Below are 23,820 nucleotides of genomic sequence, written 5' to 3' on the forward strand. Positions count from 1 at the left end.
GGCTCGCTTCGCCGAGCCCGGGGGCCGCTTTCATTTCCGTTTCCCCGTTGCCATGAACTTCTTTCTCGATGCGCCCGGGACGGGCGCCTTTTGCCATGCGTATCGACGTACAGCATTCCCAGCACGACATCGACGACGAACTCGACACCCTTTATGAACGTCTCCACCAGCCGGGGCATCGCCTGCACGGGCTGCCGGGCGTCGCGCTCGGCCGCTCGGGCCTGATCGTGCGCCATCGCGAAGCCGACGGCGAATACTTCCTGTACGTCGAGGATCCGTCGGCCCGGCAGCTCGCCGGCTATACGGTGTTCAACCGGCTTCCCGAAATCCCGCGCCGCGCCGACCGCTACCTGCGCGCGCCGCACACACGGCTGCGCGGCTCGGCGCAACGCCAGGGCCTCGCGACGACGCTGTACCGCTGGGGGCTCGACGCGGGCCTGTGCCTGATCAGCGGCGCGCGCCAGTCGGTCGGCGCCGCGCGGCTGTGGACGGCGCTCGCGCAGGACTACCGGCATGGTTTCGTCGATGTCGAAGGCCGCGCGTTGCGCTATCTCGGCGAGACCGTTGCCGACGACGTGCACGGCGCGCTGCACACGCGGCGGCTGTTGCTCGGGAAAGGCTGGGCGCTCGACACGTTCGCGCAGGCGGCCGGGATGAGCGATACATGGCCCGAACGCCGATGCGATAATCCGTCGGATCCGCGCGACGCGCGGGCTCAACCCGCCAATCGAAACGCCCTTCGATGACCCTCGATCCCCGCACCGACGTCGAACGCACGCGCGATATCGGCACGGGTCGAAGCATTGCACGCGCTACGCGCGGCGATCGACGCCCCAACGCCGAACCGGTAGGCGATCCGCACGCGGACCGCGCGCGGCGCGGCGTGACGTGGCGTTATCGCGCCTTGGCGCGCGTCGACTTCTTCGCCGGTTTGGCGGCCTTCGCGCGCGGCGCTTCCTTCTCGGGCTGCGCGCCGCCGCCGGCGAGATCCTCGAGCCATGCGAGCGCATCGACGTACGACAGGAACTGCTGCAGATAGTCCGGCGACAGTTCGCGCATCGTCGCGAGCGAGCGGTGCACCAGGCTGTTCGAGTTGAGCGGCCCCGCGTTGCGCGGCACCTGGTCGAGCGACTGTCGATACTGCTGCTCCGTGCGGACTTTCGACCACGTCGCGCGGAAGTAGTCGACCAGTTCGGGATCGAGCCCGCGCCGGTCGGCCCGAGCATCGCGCGCGAGCCCTTCGACGAGCGCGGCAAGCGCGCCGCGCGCGGGCGCACCCGGCGAAGTTTCCGCCGTCATGCGCGTCGCTTCGGCTTCGCGCGCACGCGCGACGGTCTCCGCGAACCCTTCGACCAGCGCCGCCAGCCGCGCGTCGAGCAACGCGCGCGCGGCGCCGTCGAGCACGGCGGCGCGCCGTTCGAGCGCATCGATCCGATGAAAGCGCACGGGATCGAGCCGGTCGGCGCCCTGCTCGCGCCACGCATCGAGCGTCGCACGCACCCGCGTCGCGTCGCCCGTCACTTGGCCTTTCCTCCGTTCGACGCCGACTTGCGCGGCACCGGCGCGATCTCCACGCGGCGGTTCTTCGCGCGGCCTTCATCGTCCGCATTCGAGCTGACCGGCTGTTCGGAGCCGAACGCGGCCGCGAACACCGACGAGGCCGGCACGCCGGCATCGATCAGCGCGCGCGTGACCGTCAACGCGCGCTTGGCCGACAGTTCCCAGTTGTCCGCGAACAGGCGGTTGCCGGCGTGCACCTGCTGGTCGTCCGCGAAGCCGCTGACCATCAGGATCTCGTCGCGCGTCTTCAGGTACGTGGCCAGCGGGCTGGCGAGCGTCTTCAGCAAGTCGCGGCCAGCGGGCTGCAACTGGTCGGAATTCAGCGCGAACAGCACGTTGCCGCTGATGCCGATGCGCCCGTTCACGAGCGTCACGCGGCCGGCCGCGAGCGGCCCGGCGAGCGCCTGTTCGAGCGACTTGCGCTGCCGCGCCTCGAGCTGGCGCGCGCGCACCGCTTCCTCGAGCTTCGACGTGAGCTGGAGCTGCATGCCGATCACGCCGACGAGGATCAGCACGAACGCGCCGAGCAGCACCGACATCAAGTCGGCGAACGCGGGCCATACCGGCGCCGATTGCGCGCCGCCGTCGATTTCGTCGTGCATGCGTTACGCTCCGACGGGCGCCCGCCGGCCGGCGAGCTGCTGCAGGTCTTCGACGATCTGCTTTTGCGACATCACGCTCAGGTCGATCACCTCGCGCGCCTGCGCGACGTAGTACTCGAGCTGTTCGTCGCTGCGCGCGAGCGATTTCTCGAGCGCGGCCTCGATGCGCTGCAGATGCGCGAGCAGCTTGTCGTTCGATTCGCCGAACACCTGCACGGCCATCCCGAACGCGTCGCCGAGGCTCGCCACCTCGACAGCGCCGGCCGTGACCTGCGCGGCCACCGAATCGAGCTTGCGCGTTTCGGCATCGACGGTGTCGTTGAAGCGCGCACCGACGCGATCGAGCAGATCGGCCGACGTGCTGACGAGCGCGTCGATCGCGGCACGCTGTTCGGTCGATGCATGGTTGACCGCGCCGAGCAGCGTCTCCAGCGTCGCGAGCAGGCGGCTGCGTTCCTCGAGCGTCGCGGTGTCGCGCACCATGCTGTCGGACAGGCGCTGGCGCAACTCGGCGACGACGTCGGCCGCGGCCTTCGGCGCCTCCGACGCGGCCTGCACGAGACGTGCGATTTCGTTGATCGTGTCGCTCGCGTGAACCTGCGCCTGCGCGGTGATGTCGTTCGCGGTGCGGGTGAGCGTGTCGCAGATGTCCTGCTGGCGCGCCGCGGCCTGCGCGCTCGTCTGCGCCCATTCGTCGCGCAGCGCGGCCGTCATCGCGGCGAGCGAATCGTTCCATGCAGCGAGACGTTCTTCGTCGCGTGCTGCCAGTTGCGACTGCAGGCCGGTGTGCGATTCGCGGATTGTCGTCAGCAGATCGTTCGAGCGTTGCTCGAACGTCGACGCCTGTGCGGCCAGGTCGCGCGTCGTTTGTGCAAGCGCGTCGCAGATTTCCTGCTGACGGCCGGCGCTGTGCACGCCAGCACGCTGCCACTCTTCGCCCAGCTTCGCGGCCATTGCGGTCAGGGAATCGTTCCACGCAGCGAGGCGCTCTTCGTCACGCGCCGCCAGTTGCGATTGCAGGCCGGTGTGCGATTCGCGGATTGTCGACAGCAGATCGTTCGAGCGTTGTTCGAACGTCGATGCCTGTGCGGCCAGGTCGCGCGTCGTCTGAGCGAGTGCATCGCAGATTTCCTGCTGACGGCCGGCGCTGTGCACGCCAGCACGCTGCCACTCTTCGCCCAGCTTCGCTGCCATTGCGGTCAGCGAATCGTTCCACGCAGCGAGGCGCTCTTCGTCACGCGCCGCCAGTTGCGATTGCAAGCCCGTGTGCGACTCGCGGATCGTCGACAGCAGATCGTTCGAGCGTTGTTCGAACGTCGACGCCTGTGCGGCCAGATCACGCGTCGTCTGAGCGAGTGCATCGCAGATTTCCTGTTGACGACCGGCACTATGCGCGCCCGCACGCTGCCATTCGTCGCCGAGCTTCGCGGCCATCGCCGCCAGCGAATCGTTCCACGCGGCGAGACGTTCTTCATCGCGTGCGGCCAGTTGCGTCTGCAAACCCGCGTGCGACTCGCGCATCGCGGCGAGCGTCGCGGCCGAATGGCGTTCGAACGTCGCGGCCGCTTCGCCGAGCGCACGCGCATGCTGGCCGGCCAGCGTCTCGCCGACCTGCTCCTGGCGCGCCAGCGCATCGCGCCAGGCGTCCGACAGGCGGCCTTCGGTCGATTCGAGGCGCGTCGCGACGCCGTCGAGCAAATCCGACGAACGCTGCGCGAACGTGTCGGTGAACTGGCCGAGCGTCGTCTGCAACTGCTGCGCGACGGCGTTGCCGGCCTGACGTTGTTCGTCGATCGCGCGGTTCCACACAGCCGTCACGTTGCCGGTGGTCTTCTCGAAGCCGTCCGTCAGCCCGTCGAGCTGACGCTGCACCGCGCCCGTCACGGTGTCGCGCAGCGCGGCCATCTCCTGCGCGAGCCCCGTCATCGTCGCGGCGACGACCGGCTGCAACGCGGCGCCGGCCACGCGCGCGCTTTCGGCGGCGCTTTCCTTCAGCGCGTCGCCGACGTTCGACGCCAGGCCCGCGTACGCCCGCTCGGTCCGGTCGAAAAACGCCTGCTGGCTTTCGAGCTGACGATCGTGCAACGCCACGCTGCGCGCTTCGAGCGTCGTCATCATCGTCTGCAACCGGTCGACCAGGGCCGGCATCACGTCGGCCTGGCGCTGCAGCAGCCGGAACGATTCGTCGCGCTGGTGCGCGGACGAATGCACGCGCAGCGTCGTCGCGATCTTCGCGTCGAGCTGCTGGGCCGCATCGATCCGTTCGCGGCGCACGAGCGCGGACAGCAGCCCGAGCATCGCGGACGTCGCGACGCCGGCGATCGACGTGCCGAACGCGAACCCGAGCCCTTTCACCGGCGCGATCAGCGACGCGCGGATCGCGTCGAGATCGGTCGCGCTCTCGAGCGCGGCGCCCGTGCCCTTCAGCGTGGCGACCATCCCGAGCAGCGTGCCGAGCATGCCGAGCAGCACCAGCAGGCCGACGAGGTAAGGCGCGAGCGCCGGGCCCGGCAGCGCGACGCGCGCGCCTTCGACGCGGGCGCGCACCGCGCCGCGCAGGCCCGGATGCAGCATGTCGAGCCACGTGTCGAGCTTCGCGGGCGGCTCGGTCAGGCCGGCGACCGCGCGCGACAGCGTGGCGGTCGCCTGCCGGTAGCGCAGCAGCTCCCATGCGCCGGCGACGTAGCACGCGCCAATCAGCAGCGTGACGGCCGCCGCCAGCGGGTTCGATGCGACATAGCCGGCACCGATCCAGCCCACTGCGAGCAGACCGGCGACGAAGACAACGAGATCAAGGCGAATTCTGGACATAGCGTGTTGATTAGCAGGTGCGAAGGGCCGCGAGCAGCCCGTCTACCGTTTGAAACCGGACTTCGAGTTCGGCAAGCAGGATGCTTTGCATCTCGTCGCGAAACGTATCGAGCCATGCGCCGGGCACGATCGCCGCGACGGTCGGGGTATCGGCCACCGGGCCTTCATCGGCCGGCGCCGATGGGGCGGCGGCGTCGAGTGCGGCCGCGGATTCGGCGTCAGCCAGCGCTTGCCGCTCCGCTTCACGCAGCCGCGCGAAGCGCGTGCCGAGCAGCGCGGGCACGGCCGACAACAGGCTGCGCTCGCGCGCGCCGAGCACGCGCTCCATGATCGTGTCGAGCGTCGCGAGCCGCGCCATCCCGGACGAGCGTGCGGCGAGCGCGACGCGCAGGCGGCCGCGCAACTGGCCGATCGCCGTTTCCATGTCCTGCTGCAGGGTCAGATAACGTTGACGAAAATCCGCGAAATCGGCCGTGTCGGCGGCCGGCGGCGGCGGATCGCCCGGCCGGCGCCGCGCCCGCGGCCGGCTGGCGGCCGTGATCGCCTGCGCGAGATCGTGGCGCACGCGCGCGCAATCGCGCTCCGCGTCGTAGCCGCGCACGCCGGCCGCGACGCCCGGCGGGCTCGCATTCAGCGCGGACGACAGCGTGATCGCGTCGGTCCAGCCGAGCCACTGGCTCAGCCGGTCGGACAGCGTCTGCCGGGATTCCGCGACGTCGGCATCGGCCAGGCGCGCGAGCAGCCGGACGAGCGTCGGACCGCTCAACGCCGGGCGCGGAGATGCTTGCACCATGCTGCAAACCGTCAAAAAAGGCAGCAGTTTACACGTCGTCGGGCAGTCGACCGCCAGAATCGGGGAAGCGGCGCCGTTCGACGCGCCGGTCAACCCATGCGAACGCCCGTCGCGCAAGGCTGGGCGGGCGGCGGTGCCGGGTGGGGAAGCAGGATCGGCGGCAGCCGGCGAGCGGCCGCGCCACGAGGAAGTCATACGTTTGCGAACCGGCCGACTCGCCGGTTCGCGCCGGTACGGCGACGTGCATGGCCGCCGCCGCGCGCGCCGATACGGTCCGGGAATGAAAGCGCTCAGATCCCCGCTTTCGGCGCATTCAGGATCAGCCGCAGCCCGAGCAGCGTGATCGCGCCGGCCGCGATGCGGTCGACCCACTTCTTCGCGCGCAGGTAGAGCTCGCGCGGCCGGCGCGTCGAGAAACACAGCGCGACGAGCGTGTACCAGCCGAATTCGACCGCGAACACGAGCGGCGGCAGCACGAGATAGCACCACAGCGGCGGATGCTGCGGAAGCAGCGCCGCGAAGATGCTGCCGTACCAGATCGCCGTCTTCGGGTTGCTGAGCTGGGTCGTGAGGCCGGTCCAGAACGACTTGCGCGCGCTGCCGCCGGCCATCGCCTGCGGATCGTCCATCGCGATCGGCCGGTCGGCGCCGCGCCAGATCTTCGACGCCATGTAGATCAGGTACACGCCGCCCGCGACCTTGAGGCCCACGTACAGCCATTCGACGGCCTGCAGCAGCGTGTAGAGCCCGGCCAGCGCGACGCCGCCGAACACGATGCCGCCGATGCCCATGCCGAGTGCGGTGGCGAGCCCGTCGCGGCGCGACAGCCCGATCGAATTGCGGGCAACCAGCACGAAGCTCGGGCCCGGGATCATCGCGCCGAGAAACAGCGCAGCCAGGATGGCGAGTACGGCAGCCGATGCGGTCATCGAAGTCTCCTTGGTCAGCGACGCCGCTGCGCCGGCGCCTGCGTGTCGTTTCCGACGGTCGAGCGCTCGATTCTGGCACGCTTCGCGGATGGCCGAAAGCGGCTGTGCGCTGCTATGCTGGCCCTCTTTCCCGTGATCCCGCGCCGCCCCATGATCGAGATCCGCGCCGCCCGCTATCCCGACGATGCCGCCGTCGCCGATCCGATCCTTCGCGAGTCCATCGCGAGCCCGACCGTCAGCCTCGCCTTCCCGAGCGACGAGCGCGGAAATCCGGCGCCGGGCGGCGAGTTGTCCGGACGTGATCTGTCACGCGCCGCGCGACTCATCTCCCTTTCCTCCTTTCGACCGGACCGCCCGTCATGCGCGCCCTTCGCCTTTCCGCCCTGTTGCTCCCGCTGTTCGCCGCCCTCTCGCTCAACGCCCGCGCCGACACCCTGCCGAAATCGATCGCCGCGCAACTGCCGCCCGGCTACCAGCCGCTGACCGCGCAGGCCGGCCCCGATCTCGACAACGGGCGGCGCAGCTTTCTCGTCGTCGTGCATCGCGCAGTGGACACGCGCGAGCAGCCGTCGCCGCGCCCGCTGCTGATCTACGAGGAACAGGCCGATCACACGTACCGGCTCGCCGCCCGCAACGACCAGGTCGTGCTGCGCGCGAACGAAGGCGGCCAGTGCGACCCGTTCGATCCCGACGATGCGGCCGGCAACGGCTTGTCGGTGAAGGGCCGCTATTTCACGGTGCAGAACGCCGTCGCGTGCGGGCAGCACTGGACCGACTACATCACGTTCCGCTACGACCCGCGCACGCACGGCTGGCTGTTTTCGAACCGGATCGTCACCGAATCGTTTCCGCTCGACGACCAGCCCGACCACGTCACCGTCACGCGCGCCGACGCGCACCGGCCGGTGTCGTTCGGGCACTGGCAGCGCAAGGATTAGACGCCGCACGCCGCGCCACCCGCGGCGGCGCCGTTTTTCAATACGGCGCGTCGCCCGCCCGACGCTCGCGACACCGGGCCAACAGGTCTACCATAGGCGCTCGTCGCCCGCGCGACCGCCGGCACGGCATGCGGCTTGCGCCTGCCCCTTTCCCCGTTGTCCCCGCCCAGGAGGACGTCATGACGCAACACTTCGATGCGATCGTCATCGGCACCGGCCAGGCCGGGCCGCCGCTCGCCGCGCGGCTCGCAGGCGCCGGCATGAAAGTCGCGATCGTCGAGCGCGGCCGCTTCGGCGGCACCTGCGTAAATACCGGCTGCATCCCCACCAAGACGCTGATCGCGAGCGCATACGCCGCGCAGCTCGCCCGACGCGCCAGCGAATACGGCGTGTCGATTGGCGGCCCCGTCACCGTCGACATGAAAGCCGTGAAGGCGCGCAAGGACCAGATCTCGGGCCGCTCGAACCACGGCGTCGAGCAATGGGTGCGCGGCCTCGACAACACGACCGTCTTTCAGGGTCAGGCCCGCTTCGAACGCGCGAACGCGGTGCGCGTGGGCGATGACGTGCTCGAAGCCGAACGCATTTTCATCAACGTCGGCGGACGCGCGCAGGTGCCCGCGATGCCGGGCCTCGACTCGGTGCCGTACCTGACCAACTCGACGATGATGGACGTCGACTTCCTGCCCGACCATCTCGTGATCGTCGGCGGCAGCTACGTCGGGCTCGAATTCGGCCAGATGTACCGCCGCTTCGGCTCGAAGGTCACGATCGTCGAGAAAGGCCCGCGCCTGATCCGCCGCGAGGACGAAGACGTATCGCAGGCCGTGCGCGAGATCCTCGAAAAAGAAGGGATCGACGTGCAGCTCGACGCGAATTGCCTGAGCGCGCGCCGCGACGGCGACGGCATCGTGGTCGGCCTCGACTGCGCGGGCGGCGGCCGCGAGGTGGCGGGCTCGCACCTGCTGCTGGCGGTCGGGCGCGTGCCGAACACCGACGATCTCGGGCTCGACCGCGCGGGCGTCGTCACCGACGCGCGCGGCTACATCACCGTCGACGATCAGTTGCGCACCAACGTGCCCGGCATCTGGGCGCTCGGCGACTGCAACGGGCGCGGCGCGTTCACGCACACCGCGTACAACGACTACGAGATCGTCGCGGCCAACCTGCTCGACGACGATCCGCGCAAGGTGTCCGACCGCATCATGGCCTACGCGATGTACATCGATCCGCCGCTCGGCCGCGTCGGCATGACGCTCGCGGAAGCGAAGCAGACGGGCCGCCGGCTGCTGGTCGGCACGCGCCCGATGACGCGCGTCGGCCGGGCGGTCGAGAAAGGCGAAAGCCAGGGCTTCATGAAGGTGATCGTCGACGCGGATAGCCACGCGATCCTCGGCGCGTCGATCCTCGGCGTGACCGGCGACGAAGTCGTGCACGGGATGCTCGACGTGATGACCGCCGGCGCGCCGTACACGACGATCAGCCGCGCGATGCATATCCACCCGACCGTATCGGAGCTGGTGCCGACGCTGCTGCAGGATCTGCATCCGGTCGAATGACGCACGGCAGGCGGGTGGCCGCGACGTATGCGTGTTCGTCACGGCCCGAGCCGCGCACGATGCGCGGCGCCCGTCGCTCGTCAGCTTTCGAAATACGCCGGCCGGTCGATGTCGGCCAGCAGCCCCGGCTGCGTCGGCGCCCAACCGAGCGACGCCCGCGTGCGCTCGCTCGTTGCGGGCGCATCCATCCCCGCGAACATCGCGAACCAGCCGAAGTGTTCGCCGGCTTCCTCCGCCGACTTCGCGACGACCGGCACGTTCAGCCGGCGGCCGATCACCTCCGCGATTTCGCGAAACGGCACGCCCATGTCGTCGACCGCGTGATAGCGCGCGCCGGCCGCGCCGCGCTCGATCGCGAGCCGGTACACGCGCGCCGCGTCGAGCCGGTGCACGGCCGGCCAGCGGTTCGCGCCGTCGCCGATGTACGCCGCCACCCCTTTCTCCCGCGCGAACGCAATCAGGCGCGGCACGAACGCGTGATCGCCGTCGCCGTGCACGGACGGCGGCAGGCGGACAACCGACGCATGCACGCCGCGCGCTTCGAGCGCGACCGCGCTCGCTTCGGACGCACGCGGATAATTCGCCGACACCGGCACATGCGAATCGTCCTCCGTCGCCGCGCGGCCGGGCGCGACGAGCGCGAGGCCCGACGTGACGATCAGCGGCCGCGCCGAGCCGGCGAGCGCCGCGCCGATCGTCTCGATCGCGCGGCGGTCGAGTTCGCAGTTCTGCGCGAAGCGCGAGAAGTCGTGATTGAATCCCGTGTGGATCACCGCGTCGGCGGCGTCGGCGCCGCGCGTCAGGCTCTCGAGATCCTCGAGCGACCCGCGATGGACGTCGGCGCCGGCCGCGGCAACCGATGCCGCCGCTGCATCCGACCGCGCGAGCCCGAGCACCGAGTGCCCGGCGGCCAAGAGTTCGGCGACGACGGCCGAGCCGACGAATCCCGACGCTCCCGTAACAAAGACACGCATGTTCAGCACCTCCGGATGAAATGGAGGCTTACTATCTGCCGACCGCCGCTCGCGGTGAAGCCGTGACGGTTTACCGGTAAACGAACTAACAGGATATGGCTGACGCCCCCGACAACCTGCTCGGCGCGTACCTGCGGGACCGCCGCGAGAAACTCGACCCGGCCGCGCTCGGGCTGCCGGCCACGCGCCGCCGCACGCCGGGCCTGCGGCGCGAGGAAGTCGCGCAGCGCGCGCACGTGAGCGCCGCGTGGTACACGTGGCTCGAACAGGGGCGCGGCGGCGCGCCGTCGGCCGACGTGCTCGACCGGCTCGCCCGCGCGCTGATGCTCAACGACGCCGAACGCGAACATCTGTTCCTGCTCGGCGTCGGCCATCCGCCCGAGGTGCGTTATCACGCGCCGGCCAGCGTGACGCCGCGGCTGCAACGCGTGCTCGATTCGCTCGACGCGAGCCCCGCGATCATCCGCACCGCGACGTGGGACGTCGTCGCATGGAACGACGCGGCGGCCGCGACGCTGACCGACTATGCGACGCTGCCGCCCGCCGCGCGCAACATCCTGCGGCTGATCTTCGTCGATGCGCGCGTGCGCGATGCGCAGCCGAACTGGGAGCGCGTCGCGCGGTTCGCGGTCGGCGCGTTTCGTGCGGACGTCGCGCGCAGCGGCGCGACGCGGGCCGTGCAGGCGTTCGTCGACGAGATGCGCGCGACCAGCGCCGAATTCGACGCGATGTGGCGCGACCACGATATCCGAACGCACGACGAAGGCACGAAGGAGATCCGCCATCCGGAAGTCGGCCGGATCGCGCTCGACTATTCGGCGTTCTCGGTCACCGGCAGTCCGGACCTGAGCCTCGTGACCTTCACGCCGGTGACGCCGGCCGACCGCGAGCGGATCCGGGAACTCGTCGCGGCCCGCGAACGGGCCCGCGCGGCACAGGCGCCGGCTGCGTGACCACGCATGGCCTTCTCGCGAGCCTGGTTCGGGACGGCATGGTTCGACGGATCGCGCAGCAGTCCTTCGCGTTCGATATCCGCGATTGAAAAACGCAGGCGGAAAATGCAAAGAGGCGTCGCGCACGAACGCGCGACGCCTCTTGTTCATTCACGGAAAAATGCCGATTACGCGGCGCGCTGCAGCAGGTCCGTGGCGAATGACTTCGCATGCGCGACGGCTTCCTGCGCGTCGCCGAATACGCCGAGCTCGTCCCAGTGCTCTTCGGCCGCGTACGTGCCCTTCACGGCGAGCGCTCGCTGAACGCTCAACTGCGCCGCGTAGCGGCCGTCGTCCAGCGGCCGTGCCGTCGCGACGACCTTGTGCGGCGGGCTCGCCCGTTCCGGCTGAACCAGTTCGACAGGACCGCTGGCCGTGCCGATATTCATCAACTCGTTTCGGGTGTTGCAGTCGGGGCAGTAGAAGCACCAGCCCGCGCCCTCCTGATGGTGCCTGACCTGCCCGCGAGCCAGCACGGCACGACATTCGACGTTTTCGCAGATGAACGGCATCGCAGTCTCCGGAGTTGTTTGACGGAAATCCTAGCATGACCGCCGGCGGTCAACCATCGGCATCCGCATGATGGCCGCGGCGGCGGTTTCGGTTCGTGACGGAGGCTCGACCGGGCGGGCGTCGCCGTCTTTCGCTGCGCTGCAATACCGGCGCTTTTTCCCGGATCGGGACGCCCGCTGCGCGAGATCAACCGGCATTCACCTATCGTCGCTGTTCGTTGCTTTCTGTCGGCATCGCATCCGCGCGGCGCAAACCCATACAGTCGATCGATGAAGACGTAAAGGACGCTTTTCCCTCGTTTCAAGCCAAATGACATGATTCGAGGGTTCCCCCGTAAAATTCGCCATTCCGGCGTTACCGACTCATTGCCTCGTCATGCATCGAATTGGATTCTTCGTCTGCCGCGGCTACGACGCGCTCGATCTTGGCGGGCCGCTATCGGCCTTCAATCAGGTGGCCACGGCCGCCGGCCGCACGCCATACGATCTTCACGTCATCTCGCCATTCGGCGGCCCGATTCCCGGCAATACCGGCCTTTCGATCGACACGAAGCCGATCGGACGGCGCGCGTTCGACACCGTCGTGTTCGTCGGCGGCGATATCGCGCCGATGCAAACGTCGGAGAATATCGTCGCGGCCAGCAAGCTGGCCACCAGGGCGTCGCGAGTGGCAAGCGTGTGTACCGGCGCATTCCTGCTTGCGGAAACCGGTTCGCTGGACGGATTGAGAGCGGCGACGCACTGGCGATACGCCGCGCAATTGCAGTCGCGCTTTCCTCGCACACGGGTCGACGGCGACAGCATCTATGTCGTCGACGGCCGCGTCTGGACGTCGGCGGGCATCGCGTCCGGCATCGACCTCGCGCTCGGCATGATCGAACGGGACATGAGCGCGGAGATCGCGCGCGAGGTCTCGCGGCTTCTCGTCGTTCCGTATCGGCGGCCCGGCGGGCAGTCGCAATTCTCCGCGATGTCGCAGATGGAGCCGGAATCGGATCGCATCCGTATCGCACTGAATTTCGCTCGCGAACATCTGGCCGAAGCGTTGCCGGTCGAACGGCTCGCCGATGCGGCGAGCTTGAGCGTGCGACAGTTCGGGCGCGCCTTTCGCCGGGAAACCGGGGAAACGCCCGCGAGGGCGGTCGAGCGTCTACGAGTAGAAGCGGCAAGGCTACGCCTGCAGAGCGGCAGCGAACCGATCGAACAGATCGCGCTGGCGGTGGGATTCACCGATCCGGAACGGATGCGCCGTGCCTTCATCAAGCTGCTCGGGCACCCGCCGCAAGCGGTTCGACGCGAGAGCAGGTCGAACGCCGCGCGCTGATCGGCCGCCTGCCGGTCAGCGCGCGGCCGGGTCGACGTCTCGCCAATGGGTGATTGGCGCGTGGGTGCCCAACGCGCCATTTCGCCGGACGTCGATAGTCGTCGTCAATCCTTGACCGGCGGGTAAGCGTTCCACATGTCGCGATGCAGCTTCCACGTGCCGCCCTGCTTCAGGAACACGAGCGTCTGCTTCGCGCGGACCTTCAGCACTCCGTCGTGATTGCGAACCTCCACATCCGATACCTCCGTCACGGCGTGGTCGTTACCGTAGAACTCGTAGTTGTCGAACGACACGGTGCCGGGCTTCGATCCGGCATACCCGTTGGTGAAGTACTCGGTGATCGCACGGCGCCCCGTGACCTTGTCGCCGCCCGGCGGCAAGAGCGCGCCGTCGTCGGTATAGAGGCGGCCGATCGCGTCGTAATCCCCTCGCGCAAAGGCGTCCGCCCATCGCGCGTTTTCGGCCTTGATGGCCGCTTCGGGCAGGCGTTGCGCACCAGCGGCGACAGCCGGCGCCGCGAACGCAAAAAAGGACACGCACGCCGCAAGCGCAGCAGTACAAAGATGAATCCGTCGCATCGAATGATTTCCGAATCGGGTTTGAATTGAAGAGGCGGCAACGCTGGTCGCGGTGCCGGCAAGCGTTTCAGCGCACGCCGGGAATGCGTGCGAGCCCCTTTGATGCACCGGGCAGCTTCTTGTCGACCATCGCGACGAGTTCGGGCCGCGCCTCTCTCGGATGACCGGCGTGGAACGGCGGATCGGGATCGTATTCGATCACGAGCTGCGTGTATTCGGCGGCCTGCTGGCCGCGCAGCTTCGCCGCCACGCGCAGCGCGAAGTCGATGCCCGCCGTCACGCCGCCGCCGCTCATGAAGCGGCCGTTGTCGTCTTCGACGAAGCGATCGGGAACGGGAATCGCACCATATTCGGCCAGCTTGTTGACGAACGCCCAATGGCAGGCGCTGCGCTTGCCCTCGAGCACACCCGTCGCGGCGAGCACGAGCGAGCCGTTGCATACCGACGTCACGTGTTTGGCGCTCTCCGCCAGACGGCGGATCTGCGCCTGATACGCCGGCCGCATCGGCACCGACAAATTCGACCCGCCGGGCACGAGGATCACGTCGGTCCGGTCGATATCGGCCAGCCGTTCGGTCTTGCCGTACACGACGCCGAATTCGAGCGTCACGCTGCCGCCGTCGAGGCTCGCATAGCGCACGTTCGTATTCGGCAAGCGGTGGAAGACCTCGCTGGGGCCCGCGAAGTCGAGCAGCGTGCCGCCGTCGTAATTGACGATCAGGATCTCGAGCGGCTCGTTCGGCGCGAGCAGCCCCGTGCTGCCCGCAGGCGCCGGCGCCGGCGTGGCGTGCCCGAGCAACGCGCCGCCGCCCAGCACGGCGCCGAGGGTGGCCGCACTGCCGAACTTCAGGACATCGCGGCGCGAACGGCCTGCCCGCGTGAGCGGCCCGGCGGACGCATGGTTGTCGCTACTGTCGGTCAAGATGATTGCTCCTTGCAACTTCGGCCCATGAGCGCGCGCAACCGCGCCGGGCCGGATCGAAGAACCGCCGCGGCGAACGGCGCGGCGGACGTGAAATCGGGATGAGGATGAGCCGGGGTGACATGCCGGGCCCGGCGAGCGCGAAGCGCGGGCTTAAAGCTGCGACGCACCGCCATCGACGACCAGCTCGGTACCGACGACGTACGAGGATTCGTCGCTGGCGAGATAGAGCGCCGCGTACGCGATGTCGTCGGCCTTGCCCATGCGGCCCACCGGAATCGCGTGCGCGAATTCGGCCTTGCGCTCGCGCACCCATTCGTCGGGCTTGCCCCACCTCGAGAGCAGCGGCGTATCGATCGGGCCGGGTGCGATCGCGTTGAAACGGATTTTCCGGTCGAGAAATTCGTACGACCAGCTGCGGGCCAGCGAACGCACGGCGGCTTTTGCCGCCGCGGTCAACGAGATGCCGTGCTTGCCGGTCTGATCGACGAACGAGGTATTGAGGATCACCGACGAACCTTCGCGCAGGTACGGCAGCGCTGCTTGAAGCGTGAACACCACACCCTTGACGTTGACGTCCATGATGTCGTTGTAGAGCGTGTCGTCGATGTCGTTCACGGCGGACGGGAACGCCCAGCCCGCGTTGGCGAACACGACATCGAGGCCGCCGAACGTCTCGTCGGCCGCGGCGGCAATCGCGCGCATGTCGTCCAGCGACCTGACGTCGCCCTTGAGCACGAGCGCATGCTCGCCGAGTTCCGCCTTCACGCGCTCGAATGCGGCCTCGTCGCGCCCCGTCACCGCGACGCGCGCACCTTCCGCCATGAACAGCTTCGCGGTGGCCAGACCGATGCCGCTGGTGCCGCCCGTGATCAACGCCGATTTATTTTTGAGTCGCATCTTCCGTTCCTTTTCGTGTCGTGATTGACCAGGCCGGCTACGCGACACGCGATGGCGCTTGCGTGCGGGTTCCTGCTTGATCGTTCACGTGCAGTATGGAACGTGACGCGGATGGCTCAAAGGTCGTATAACCCTCGAAAAACGTCATTCGAGGCGTTCGATCCGCCCCGGCGAACGGCATGGCGCTTGGGCCGAGCAAGCCGATGAAACGGCCACGCGCGACGCGGCTAGACGGTTTTCCCCGACAGCCCGTGCATCGGCCGCCGCAACGCGGCGTCGAACGGATTGGTGCGCGGGCCGATCGCGTCGGCCTGGCGTCGCAGCAGTTCGACGACCATCGGCATCCGGTCGTCGCCGAGCCGCGACGCGAGCGTGCCGACGCTCAGCGCACCCACCGGATAACCGGTGCGATCGAGGATCGGCACCGCGACGCCAGCCATTCCGTCGAGCACGCCGCTGTTGCGACCCGCGTAGCCGAGTTGCCGCACGCGTTCGATCTCGGTGCGCAGATACACCTCGTCGAGCACGCCGTAGCCGCGGATGCGCGGCACGTTGAAGCGGATCACCTCCTCGCGCTCGGCTTCGGGCAGGAACGCGAGGATCGCAAGGCTGCCCTGCCCGATGCCGAGCGCGATGCGCCCGCCGATATCGCCGGTAAACGAGCGGATCGGAAACGGCCCTTCGCACAGGTCGAGACACACGGCGTCGAAGCCGCTCTTCACCAGCAGGAAGATGGTTTCGCCGAGGCTCGCGCACAGCCGCAGCAGCGCGGGACGACACAGCGTGCGCATGCTGCTCGGGTTGCCGGCCTGCGCGGCGAGCGCGAAAAAGTCGACGCTCAGCCGGTACAGCTTCGACTGCTCGTCCTGTTCGACCATCCCTTCGGCGATCAACGATTGCAGGATGCGGTGCGCGGTGCCCTGCGTCAGGCCGACGGCCTTCGCCAGATGCGTGACGCGCACGCCGTCCTGCTGCATGCCGGCCAGCGCGCGCAGGATCGCGAACGCACGCTGCAGCATGCCGGTGCCGGGCGCACCGGCTGAATCGACGGGATCTGCCGCATCGGCGGCGTGCTCGTCCGGGCGCGGCGCGCGGGCGGACGGCGACGTTCCGCGCGAACGAGGTTCCTGCATGTCGGCTCTCCTCGACTATTTCAGTGAATGGAATACGGTAGCCGCCATTGTCGTCCGGCCGAAAATCCGCGGGCATCCGGGTGTGCACGGGATTGACGCGGGCATTTCACGGATCGGCCGCCCGTCATCCAACGGAACGATTCGCAGGCGATTTTCCGATTCGTTCCGGTCAATGGAATTTTTCCGAAATTCATCCCGTTCAGCAGAATTCGAAATTGACGCGCCGAAATATGGCTGGCTAGAGTCCGCGTCATCGGCGCACCGGCCATGCGGTGTGCGAACCCGGAGCTCTCCATGTCGTTTCTCACGCTTACGGATCTGACGAAAACCTTCGGCGAGCTCACCGCCGTCGCGGACGTCAACCTGTCGGTCGAGCAAGGCGAATTCGTGTCGCTGCTCGGGCCGTCCGGCTGCGGCAAGACCACCACGCTGCAGATGATCGCCGGCTTCGTCGACGTCACGCGCGGCCGCATCGCGCTCGACGGGCAGGACATCACGCACCTGAAGCCGAACCGCCGCGGGCTCGGCATCGTGTTCCAGAGCTATGCGCTGTTTCCGCACATGAGCGTCGCGGAGAACGTCGGCTTCGGCCTCGACATGCGCGGCGTCGACAAGGCCGAGCGCGCGGAGCGCATTCGCGCGGCACTGGCGCTCGTGCGGCTCGACGCGCTCGCGCACCGCTTTCCGCGCGAATTGTCCGGCGGCCAGCGGCAGCGCGTGGCGATCGCGCGCGCGGTCGTGATCGAGCCGCCCGTGCTGCTGCTCGACGAACCGATGTCGAATCTCGACGCGAAGCTGCGCGAGGACATGCAGTTCGAGCTGCGCGCGATCCAGCGCAAGATCGGCACGACGACGATCATGGTCACGCACGATCAGTCGGAAGCGCTGTCGATCAGCGACCGCGTGGTCGTGATGGAAGCCGGCCGCATCACGCAGACCGATACGCCGTATCGCGCATACGAGCGCCCCGAAAATCATTTCGTGTCGCAATTCATCGGCAAGGCGAACCTGCTGCCCGGCACGGTCGTCGCGCACGACGGCGACGCGATCCGCATCGACCTCGGGCACGATCTCGCCGAAACGGGCCGCACCGCGCATCTGCCCCCGCGCGAGCGCGACGTGCGCGTGGGCGACGCGGTATCGGTCTGCATCCGCCCCGAAAAGCTGCGGCTGTGCGCGCCCGAGGCCGGCCGCTTCGCGGCGACCGTCACGAGCCGCTTCTTCCTCGGCAGCCAGTGGCTGTACCGCGTCGACAGCGCGCTCGGCGAGGTGCTCGTGTGCTGCCAGAACGAAGGCGCGGAGCCGCTCGCGGAAGGCGCGCCGGTCGGCATCGACTGGCACAGCGACGCGGTGCGCGTGATGCGCCGGGAGGCCTGAATGCGACAGCCTTCCCGCCCGCTCTCGACCGAAGGCGCACCGGCCGGGCTCGCGCAATCGGGCGCGACCGTGGCCGCCACGGCCGCGGCGGACGCGGTGACGCCCCGTGCCGTCGGCGGCGGCGCACCGCGCGCGCGCTGGCGCGCGCATGCGCCGCTGTGGCTGATGTGCGCACCTGCATTCGCGCTGTTCGCCGCGCTCGTGCTCGTGCCGCTCGCGATGACGTTCGTGCTGACGTTCTACCGCTTCGACCCGGCCACCGGCCCGATCGCCGCGTTCCAGTTCGGCAACTACGCGGAAGTGCTCGGCTCGTCGTACTTCCACACGATCTTCGCGCGCACGTTCGGGATTGCCGCGCTGACCACCGCGATCTGCGTCGCGATCGGCACGCCCGAAGCGTACGTGCTGTCGAAAATGCGCGACCCGTGGCGCTCGCTGTTCCTGCTCGCGATCCTCGCGCCGCTGCTCGTGTCGGTGGTCGTGCGCGCGTTCGGCTGGAGCATGCTGCTGAACACGAGCGGGCTCGTGAACCAGGCGCTCGCGCTCGTCGGCCTCGGGCCGTACAAGCTCGAATACACGACCTTCGCGATCGTGATCGCGCTGGTGCACGTGATGCTGCCGTTCATGGTGATCCCGGTGTGGACCGCGCTGCAGCGGCTCGATCCGCAGACCGAGCACGCCGCGCTGTCGCTCGGCGCGTCGCCGTTCACGACGCTGCGCCGCATCGTCGTGCCGCAACTGATGCCCGGCGTGCTGTCGGGCAGCCTGATGGTGTTCGGGCTGTCGGCGAGCGCGTTCGCGATTCCGGGCCTGCTCGGCGGGCGCCGCCTGAAGGTCGCGGCCACGGCCGTCTACGACGAATTCCTCGGCTCGCTGAACTGGCCGCTCGGCGCGACGATCGCGGTGCTGCTGCTCGCGGCGAACCTCGTCGTGATGCTCACCTACTACCGCGTGCTCGAACGCCGCTACGCGCGCAGCCTCGGAGGCGCCTCCCGATGAGAAAGAACGGCCCCTTTGCGCTGGCGTTCCACACGCTCGTGATCCTGTTCGTGCTCGCGCCGCTCGTGATCGTCGTGCTCGTCGCGTTCACGCCCGACGAAACGCTGACGCTGCCGACCCGCGGCGTGTCGCTGCGCTGGTTCCGCGCGATCCTCGACTATCCCGACTTCGTCACCGCGTTCCTCAACAGCGTGAAGCTCGCGTTCGCGTCGGCGACGCTGTCGCTCGCGATCGCGTTGCCGGCCGGCCTCGCGATCGGCCGCGCGACGTTTCCGGGCCGCGCGTTCCTGAACGGGCTGCTGCTGTCGCCGCTCGTGATTCCCGGCCTCGTGCTCGGCATCGCGCTGCTGCGCTTTTTCGCGCTGATCGGCGCGACCGGTTCGTTCGCATGGCTCGTGCTCGCGCACATGATCGTCATCACGCCGTTCGTGATGCGGCTCGTGCTCGCGTCCGTCGCGGGCCTCGACCGCAGCATCGAGCAGGCCGCATGCTCGCTCGGCGCGGACCCGTGGACGACCTTCCGCCGCATCACGCTGCCGATGATCGTGCCCGGCATCACGGGCGGCTGGCTGCTCGCGTTCATCAACAGCTTCGACGAGCTGACGATGTCGATCTTCGTCACGTCGCCGCAGACGGTCACGCTGCCCGTGCGCATGTACATGTACGCGACCGAATCGATCGACCCGATGATGGCGTCGGTGTCGGCGCTCGTCATCTTCATCACCGCCGGCGCGATGCTACTGCTCGATCGCGTGTACGGCCTGAACCGCATCCTGATCGGCCAACATTGATGACGACTCCCGTTTCCCGTACCAACGACATCGCGGACGACGGCGCGCAGTTCGTGCGCGTCGCCGAACGCGAGCGCGCGTCCGTCGCGTTCACGCTCGACGGCCGTCCTGCGCAGGCGCTCGCCGGCGACACCGTGCTCACCGCGATTCTGGTCGCGCAGCGTCGCGTGCGCATCAGCGAATTCAGCGGGCAGCCGCGCGCGGGCTTCTGCCTGATCGGCGCGTGCCAGGACTGCTGGGTGCGCACCGAAGCCGGCGCACGCGTGCGCGCATGCTCGACGCCGATCGTCGAAGGCATGCGGATTCTCACGATCGCCCGGCCGATCGCAGCCGGAGACGCAGCATGAACGCCGCGCTGCAGCCGGTGATCGTCGGCGCGGGGCCGGCCGGCGTGCGCGCGGCCGAGGCACTGGTCGACGCGGGACTGCGGCCGGTCGTGATCGACGAGAACGCGCGCTGGGGCGGACAGATTTATCGTCAACCGCCGGCCGGCGCCGCGTTCGCGCGCGACAAGCGCACGCTGTACGGCTTCGAGGCCGCGAAGGCCGACGCGCTGCACCGGACGATGGCCGCGCTGCTGCCGCACGTCGACTACCGGCCGAACACGCTGGCGTGGTCATGCGGCGCGGGCCGCGTCGACACGCTGCAGGACGGCCGTGAAGTGACGGTGCCGTACACGCACCTGATCGTCGCGAGCGGCGCCACCGACCGCGTGCTGCCCGTGCCGGGCTGGACGCTCGCGGGCGTCTATACGCTCGGCGGCGCACAGGTCGCGCTGAAGGCGCAGGGCTGCGCGATCGGCCGGCGCATCGTCTTCGCGGGCACGGGGCCGCTGCTATACCTCGTCGCTTACCAGTACGCGAAGGCCGGCGCGCAGGTCGCGGCCGTGCTCGATACGAGCCCGCTGCGCCGCCAGGCCGCCGCCGCGCCCGCGCTGCTGCGCATGCCGTCGATCTTCGCGAAGGGGCTCTACACCATCGGCTGGCTGCGCGCGCACGGCGTCACGATCGAAACGGGCGTCACGTTCGAGCGCGTGCTCGGCGCCCGACATGTGACGGGGCTCGCATGGCGCGCCGCCGGCGACGACGAGCGCACCGCGTCGCCGCGCGTGCTCGACTGCGATGCGCTCGGCCTCGGCTTCGGCCTGCGTTCCGAAACGCAGCTCGCCGATCTGGCCGGCTGCCGGTTCGGCTTCGACCCGCTCAATCGCGCATGGCTGCCGGAGCGCGACGCGGCCGGGCGCACGTCGGTGCGCGGTATCTACGTCGCCGGCGACGGCGCGGGCATCGCGGGCGCCGACGCGGCCGAAGCGTCGGGCCGACGTGCGGCGCTCGCGTTGCTCGACGATGCCGGCATCGCATCTCGCTCGCCGTCCGGCAAACCCGACACGGCGGCGCTCGACCGCACGCTCGCACGGATCGGCTCGTTCCGCGTGGGCCTCGAAGCGGCATTCGCGCCGCCGGCCGACCAAGCCGCGCGCTGTCCCGACGACACGATCGTGTGCCGCTGCGAGGAAGTCGACGCGGGCACGCTGCGCCGCTGCATTCGCGCGGGCGCAGCGACCGAAATGAACCGGCTGAAAGCGCTGACGCGCGTCGGCATGGGCCGCTGCCAGGGCCGCATGTGCGGCGACGCGGCCGCGCTCGTGCTGGCCGCCGAAACCGGCCTTCCGCTCGCCGACGTCGGCCGGTTGCGTGCGCAACCGCCGGTGAAGCCGTTCCCGATCTCGGCCGCGCTCGCGGGCGACGACGTCGCGGCGATTCCCGACGAGGCGCGCGATGAGTGAGCGTCGACATTACGACGTCGCGATCGTCGGCGGCGGCCTCGTCGGCGCGTCGGCCGCACTCGCGCTCACGCGACGCGGCTTGCGCGTCGGGCTGTTCGAGCGGCGCGACTGCGGTGCGCAGGCGAGCGGCGTGAACTACGGTGGCGTGCGCTGCCAGGGCCGCCCGGCCGAGCAATTGCCGCTCGCGCTGCGCGCGCGGCGTATCTGGGATCGCCTGCCCGAACTGATCGGCATCGACGGCGAATTCGTCGTGTCCGGCCACTTGCGGCTTGCGCGCAGCGACGCCGATCTCGACGCGCTCGACGCGTACGCCGCGCTCGCCGGCGAACACGGCTTGCCGCTGCAGGTGATGCGCGGCGACGCGTTCCGCCGCCGCTACCCGTGGCTCGGCCGCGCGGCGCTCGGCGGCTCGCTGTGCGAGAGCGACGGCCATGCGAACCCGCGCCTCGTGTCGCCCGCGTTCGCGCGCGCGGCTCGCGCGGCGGGCGCGGACGTGTTCGAGCACACCCCGGTCGACGAGGTTCACCACGACGGCACGCGCTTTCACGTGCAGGCCGGCGGCCGCGCGCACACGGCGACATGGCTGATCAATTCGGCCGGCGCATGGGCGAACACGATCGCCGAGCGCTTCGGCGAAGCCGTGCCGATGGAGCCGATCTACCCGAACATGTGGGTGACCGAACCGCTGCCGCCGTTCATCGCGCACAACCTCGGCGTGTACGGCGGCGGCGTGTACGCGCGCCAGGTCGCGCGCGGCAACTGCGTGATCGGCGGCGGCCGCGGCCGCGGCGACGGCGAATTCGGCCAGCCGTCGGTCGATACGACGCGCGCGGTGATGCGCGACGCGTGCGCGCTGCTGCCCGCGCTGCGCGACGCGCTGCTGATCCGCACGTGGAGCGGCGTCGAAGGCTGCACGCCCGACCACAACCCGATCATCGGCGCGAGCCGCACGACGCCGCGCCTGCTGCATGCATTCGGCTTTTCAGGCGGCGGCTTCCTGCTCGCGCCGGGTGTCGGCGAGGTGCTCGCCGATCTCGTCACGACCGGCGAAACCGTCACGCCACTCGATGCATTCTCGATCGGCCGCTTCTTCCCGCAAGCCGCGCCGACCGCCCCTTTCCGTCAAGAGGAGATCCAAAAATGAAACTGCTCGGCACGATCGCGGCGGCCGCCGCCCTTTGTATCGCAGGCGCCGGCGCGCCCGCGTGCGCGCAAACGAAGACGATCTACGTCGGCATGAACGGCGGGCCGATGGAAAAGGCCTATACGAGCCAGGTGCTGCCCGACTTCGAGAAGGCCAACAACGTGAAGGTGGTGATCGTGCCCGGCACGTCGTCGGACGTGCTCGCGAAGCTGCTCGCGAACCGCAACAAGCCGCAGATCCACGTCGCGTTCCTCGACGACGGTGTGATGGCGCGCGCGGTGAGCCTCGGCGTATGCCAGAAACTCGACGATTCGCCGGTATTGAAGGAGTTGTACCCGTTCGCGCGGATGAAGGACGACGTCGGCGCGGGCGTGCAGCTCGGGATGACCGGCATCGCGTACAACAAGAAGCTGTTCACCGAGAAAGGCTGGGCGCCGCCGACGTCGTGGATGGATTTCGCCGATCCGAAATACAAGGGCAAGGTCGTGTTCCAGTCGGCGTCGAGCAGTACGTTCGGGCTGCACGGCTTCCTCGCGATCAACCGGCTGCTCGGCGGCAACGAACAGAACGTCGAGCCGGGCTTCAGCAAGTGGGCGAGCACGGTCGGGCCGAACGTCGTCGAATACATCCCGAACTCGGCGAAGATCTCGGAGATGGTGCAGACGGGCGAAGCCGGCCTGTTCCCGCTGACGCCGACCGGCGTCGGCGACCTGCAGGACAAGGGCATCCCCGTTGCGTATGCAAATCCGAAGGAAGGCCCGGTGCTGTTGCTCGTCGACCTGTGCGTGGTCGCGAACAATCCCGATCCGCAACTCGCGCAGAAGCTCGCGCAGTTTTTGCTGTCCGCGCCCGCGCAGACGAAGGCGGCCGAGGCCGGCAAGCAGATTCCGACCAACCGTCTCGCGAAGATGCCTGCCACGATGCAGCAAAGCCTCGGCAACGTCGACGATCTGGTGCGCAAGGTGACGGTGGTCGACTGGACCGCGATCAACGCACGCCGTGCGCAGTGGGATACGCGGTGGAATCGGCAGATCGAGCGGTGAGGGCCCCGCCGCGCGCGTGGCACGCAGCAACGCGCGCGGCGACCATCATCAACCGGAGTGATGACACTCCCCTTTTTCTGCGGATTTGACCGGGGCCGGCGGGGCCGACAACACTAGCCCGCAGTGCTGCAAAAGACGGCACGCGCCCGCCTC

At 69.1% G+C, this 23,820-nt stretch carries 23 protein-coding genes; 12 read left to right on the forward strand and 11 right to left on the reverse strand.

Annotation, left to right across the window (positions count from 1 at the left end):
• Positions 1–95: 95 nt before the first annotated feature.
• Positions 96–746: a histone acetyltransferase gene (locus LGN10_RS02055; protein ID WP_226221474.1), complete on the forward strand. Its 651-nt coding sequence runs from the start codon at positions 96–98 to the stop codon at positions 744–746.
• 148 nt (positions 747–894) lie between these two features.
• Here the strand turns inward: LGN10_RS02055 and LGN10_RS02060 are convergent, their stop codons facing one another.
• The 5 genes from LGN10_RS02060 to LGN10_RS02080 form a co-directional block, all read right to left on the reverse strand.
• Positions 895–1,521, reverse strand: coding sequence for a DUF2894 domain-containing protein (locus LGN10_RS02060; protein ID WP_226221475.1), 627 nt, complete (start codon positions 1,519–1,521; stop codon positions 895–897).
• A complete protein-coding gene (locus LGN10_RS02065; protein ID WP_059640250.1) occupies positions 1,518–2,162 on the reverse strand; it encodes an OmpA family protein in 645 nt (214 codons plus the stop codon). The genes LGN10_RS02060 and LGN10_RS02065 overlap by 4 nt, the downstream gene beginning before the upstream one ends.
• Positions 2,163–2,165: 3 nt before the next feature.
• Entirely contained in the window at positions 2,166–4,973 is a 2,808-nt protein-coding gene (locus tag LGN10_RS02070; protein WP_226221477.1) for a DUF802 domain-containing protein, read from the reverse strand.
• A 10-nt stretch (positions 4,974–4,983) separates the two neighbouring features.
• Positions 4,984–5,766: a DUF3348 domain-containing protein gene (locus LGN10_RS02075; protein WP_124863857.1), complete on the reverse strand. Its 783-nt coding sequence runs from the start codon at positions 5,764–5,766 to the stop codon at positions 4,984–4,986.
• A gap of 290 nt (positions 5,767–6,056) precedes the next feature.
• On the reverse strand, positions 6,057–6,695 hold the full coding sequence (locus tag LGN10_RS02080; RefSeq protein WP_027805824.1) for a LysE family translocator: 639 nt from the start codon (positions 6,693–6,695) through the stop codon (positions 6,057–6,059).
• 359 nt (positions 6,696–7,054) lie between these two features.
• On the opposite strand from LGN10_RS02080, the gene LGN10_RS02085 reads away from it, so the two are divergent.
• Positions 7,055–7,633, forward strand: coding sequence for a hypothetical protein (locus LGN10_RS02085; protein ID WP_226221479.1), 579 nt, complete (start codon positions 7,055–7,057; stop codon positions 7,631–7,633).
• Positions 7,634–7,812: 179 nt separating this feature from the next.
• Complete coding sequence (locus LGN10_RS02090) at positions 7,813–9,192, forward strand: FAD-containing oxidoreductase (protein WP_226221480.1); 1,380 nt, start codon at positions 7,813–7,815, stop codon at positions 9,190–9,192.
• 80 nt (positions 9,193–9,272) lie between these two features.
• Here LGN10_RS02090 and LGN10_RS02095 read toward each other — a convergent pair whose 3' ends face one another.
• Positions 9,273–10,166, reverse strand: a complete 894-nt coding sequence (locus LGN10_RS02095; RefSeq protein WP_226221481.1) for an SDR family oxidoreductase — start codon at positions 10,164–10,166, stop codon at positions 9,273–9,275.
• A gap of 95 nt (positions 10,167–10,261) precedes the next feature.
• Here LGN10_RS02095 and LGN10_RS02100 point away from each other — a divergent pair, with 95 nt between their 5' ends.
• Entirely contained in the window at positions 10,262–11,119 is an 858-nt protein-coding gene (locus LGN10_RS02100) for a helix-turn-helix transcriptional regulator (RefSeq protein ID WP_226221482.1), read from the forward strand.
• Between the two features lie 167 nt (positions 11,120–11,286).
• Here the strand turns inward: LGN10_RS02100 and LGN10_RS02105 are convergent, their stop codons facing one another.
• Complete coding sequence (locus tag LGN10_RS02105; RefSeq protein WP_059580183.1) at positions 11,287–11,670, reverse strand: hypothetical protein; 384 nt, start codon at positions 11,668–11,670, stop codon at positions 11,287–11,289.
• 376 nt (positions 11,671–12,046) lie between these two features.
• On the opposite strand from LGN10_RS02105, the gene LGN10_RS02110 reads away from it, so the two are divergent.
• A complete protein-coding gene (locus LGN10_RS02110; RefSeq protein WP_059580180.1) occupies positions 12,047–12,994 on the forward strand; it encodes a GlxA family transcriptional regulator in 948 nt (315 codons plus the stop codon).
• A 104-nt stretch (positions 12,995–13,098) separates the two neighbouring features.
• Here LGN10_RS02110 and LGN10_RS02115 read toward each other — a convergent pair whose 3' ends face one another.
• From LGN10_RS02115 to LGN10_RS02130, 4 genes are all read right to left on the reverse strand, one after another.
• The gene (locus LGN10_RS02115) at positions 13,099–13,572 is read right to left on the reverse strand and encodes a YybH family protein (RefSeq protein ID WP_226221483.1); all 474 of its coding nucleotides are present in this window, start codon (positions 13,570–13,572) and stop codon (positions 13,099–13,101) included.
• Between the two features lie 67 nt (positions 13,573–13,639).
• Entirely contained in the window at positions 13,640–14,494 is an 855-nt protein-coding gene (locus tag LGN10_RS02120) for a DJ-1/PfpI family protein (protein WP_226221484.1), read from the reverse strand.
• A 153-nt stretch (positions 14,495–14,647) separates the two neighbouring features.
• On the reverse strand, positions 14,648–15,394 hold the full coding sequence (locus LGN10_RS02125; protein ID WP_226221485.1) for an SDR family oxidoreductase: 747 nt from the start codon (positions 15,392–15,394) through the stop codon (positions 14,648–14,650).
• 227 nt (positions 15,395–15,621) lie between these two features.
• Positions 15,622–16,527, reverse strand: coding sequence for an IclR family transcriptional regulator (locus LGN10_RS02130; RefSeq protein WP_226221486.1), 906 nt, complete (start codon positions 16,525–16,527; stop codon positions 15,622–15,624).
• 294 nt (positions 16,528–16,821) lie between these two features.
• Here LGN10_RS02130 and LGN10_RS02135 point away from each other — a divergent pair, with 294 nt between their 5' ends.
• From LGN10_RS02135 to LGN10_RS02165, 7 genes are read left to right on the forward strand one after another with little or no spacing between them, the layout of a single operon-like run.
• Complete coding sequence (locus LGN10_RS02135) at positions 16,822–17,904, forward strand: ABC transporter ATP-binding protein (protein WP_226221488.1); 1,083 nt, start codon at positions 16,822–16,824, stop codon at positions 17,902–17,904.
• Positions 17,905–18,903: an ABC transporter permease gene (locus tag LGN10_RS02140; RefSeq protein ID WP_059580167.1), complete on the forward strand. Its 999-nt coding sequence runs from the start codon at positions 17,905–17,907 to the stop codon at positions 18,901–18,903.
• A complete protein-coding gene (locus LGN10_RS02145; protein ID WP_059580164.1) occupies positions 18,900–19,694 on the forward strand; it encodes an ABC transporter permease in 795 nt (264 codons plus the stop codon). The genes LGN10_RS02140 and LGN10_RS02145 overlap by 4 nt, the downstream gene beginning before the upstream one ends.
• Positions 19,694–20,041, forward strand: coding sequence for a (2Fe-2S)-binding protein (locus tag LGN10_RS02150; RefSeq protein ID WP_059580162.1), 348 nt, complete (start codon positions 19,694–19,696; stop codon positions 20,039–20,041). The genes LGN10_RS02145 and LGN10_RS02150 overlap by 1 nt, the downstream gene beginning before the upstream one ends.
• Positions 20,038–21,480 carry an NAD(P)/FAD-dependent oxidoreductase gene (locus tag LGN10_RS02155; protein WP_226221490.1) on the forward strand — a complete coding sequence of 481 codons (1,443 nt, stop codon included), beginning with the start codon at positions 20,038–20,040 and terminating at the stop codon, positions 21,478–21,480. Before LGN10_RS02150 ends, LGN10_RS02155 begins: the two co-directional genes overlap by 4 nt.
• On the forward strand, positions 21,473–22,624 hold the full coding sequence (locus LGN10_RS02160; RefSeq protein WP_226221491.1) for an NAD(P)/FAD-dependent oxidoreductase: 1,152 nt from the start codon (positions 21,473–21,475) through the stop codon (positions 22,622–22,624). Before LGN10_RS02155 ends, LGN10_RS02160 begins: the two co-directional genes overlap by 8 nt.
• Complete coding sequence (locus tag LGN10_RS02165) at positions 22,621–23,667, forward strand: ABC transporter substrate-binding protein (protein ID WP_124863837.1); 1,047 nt, start codon at positions 22,621–22,623, stop codon at positions 23,665–23,667. The genes LGN10_RS02160 and LGN10_RS02165 overlap by 4 nt, the downstream gene beginning before the upstream one ends.
• The last annotated feature ends 153 nt before the right edge of the window (positions 23,668–23,820 follow it).

It is taken from the genome of Burkholderia sp. AU32262 (assembly GCF_020419985.1).
GTDB classification, from domain to species: Bacteria; Pseudomonadota; Gammaproteobacteria; order Burkholderiales; family Burkholderiaceae; genus Burkholderia; species Burkholderia semiarida.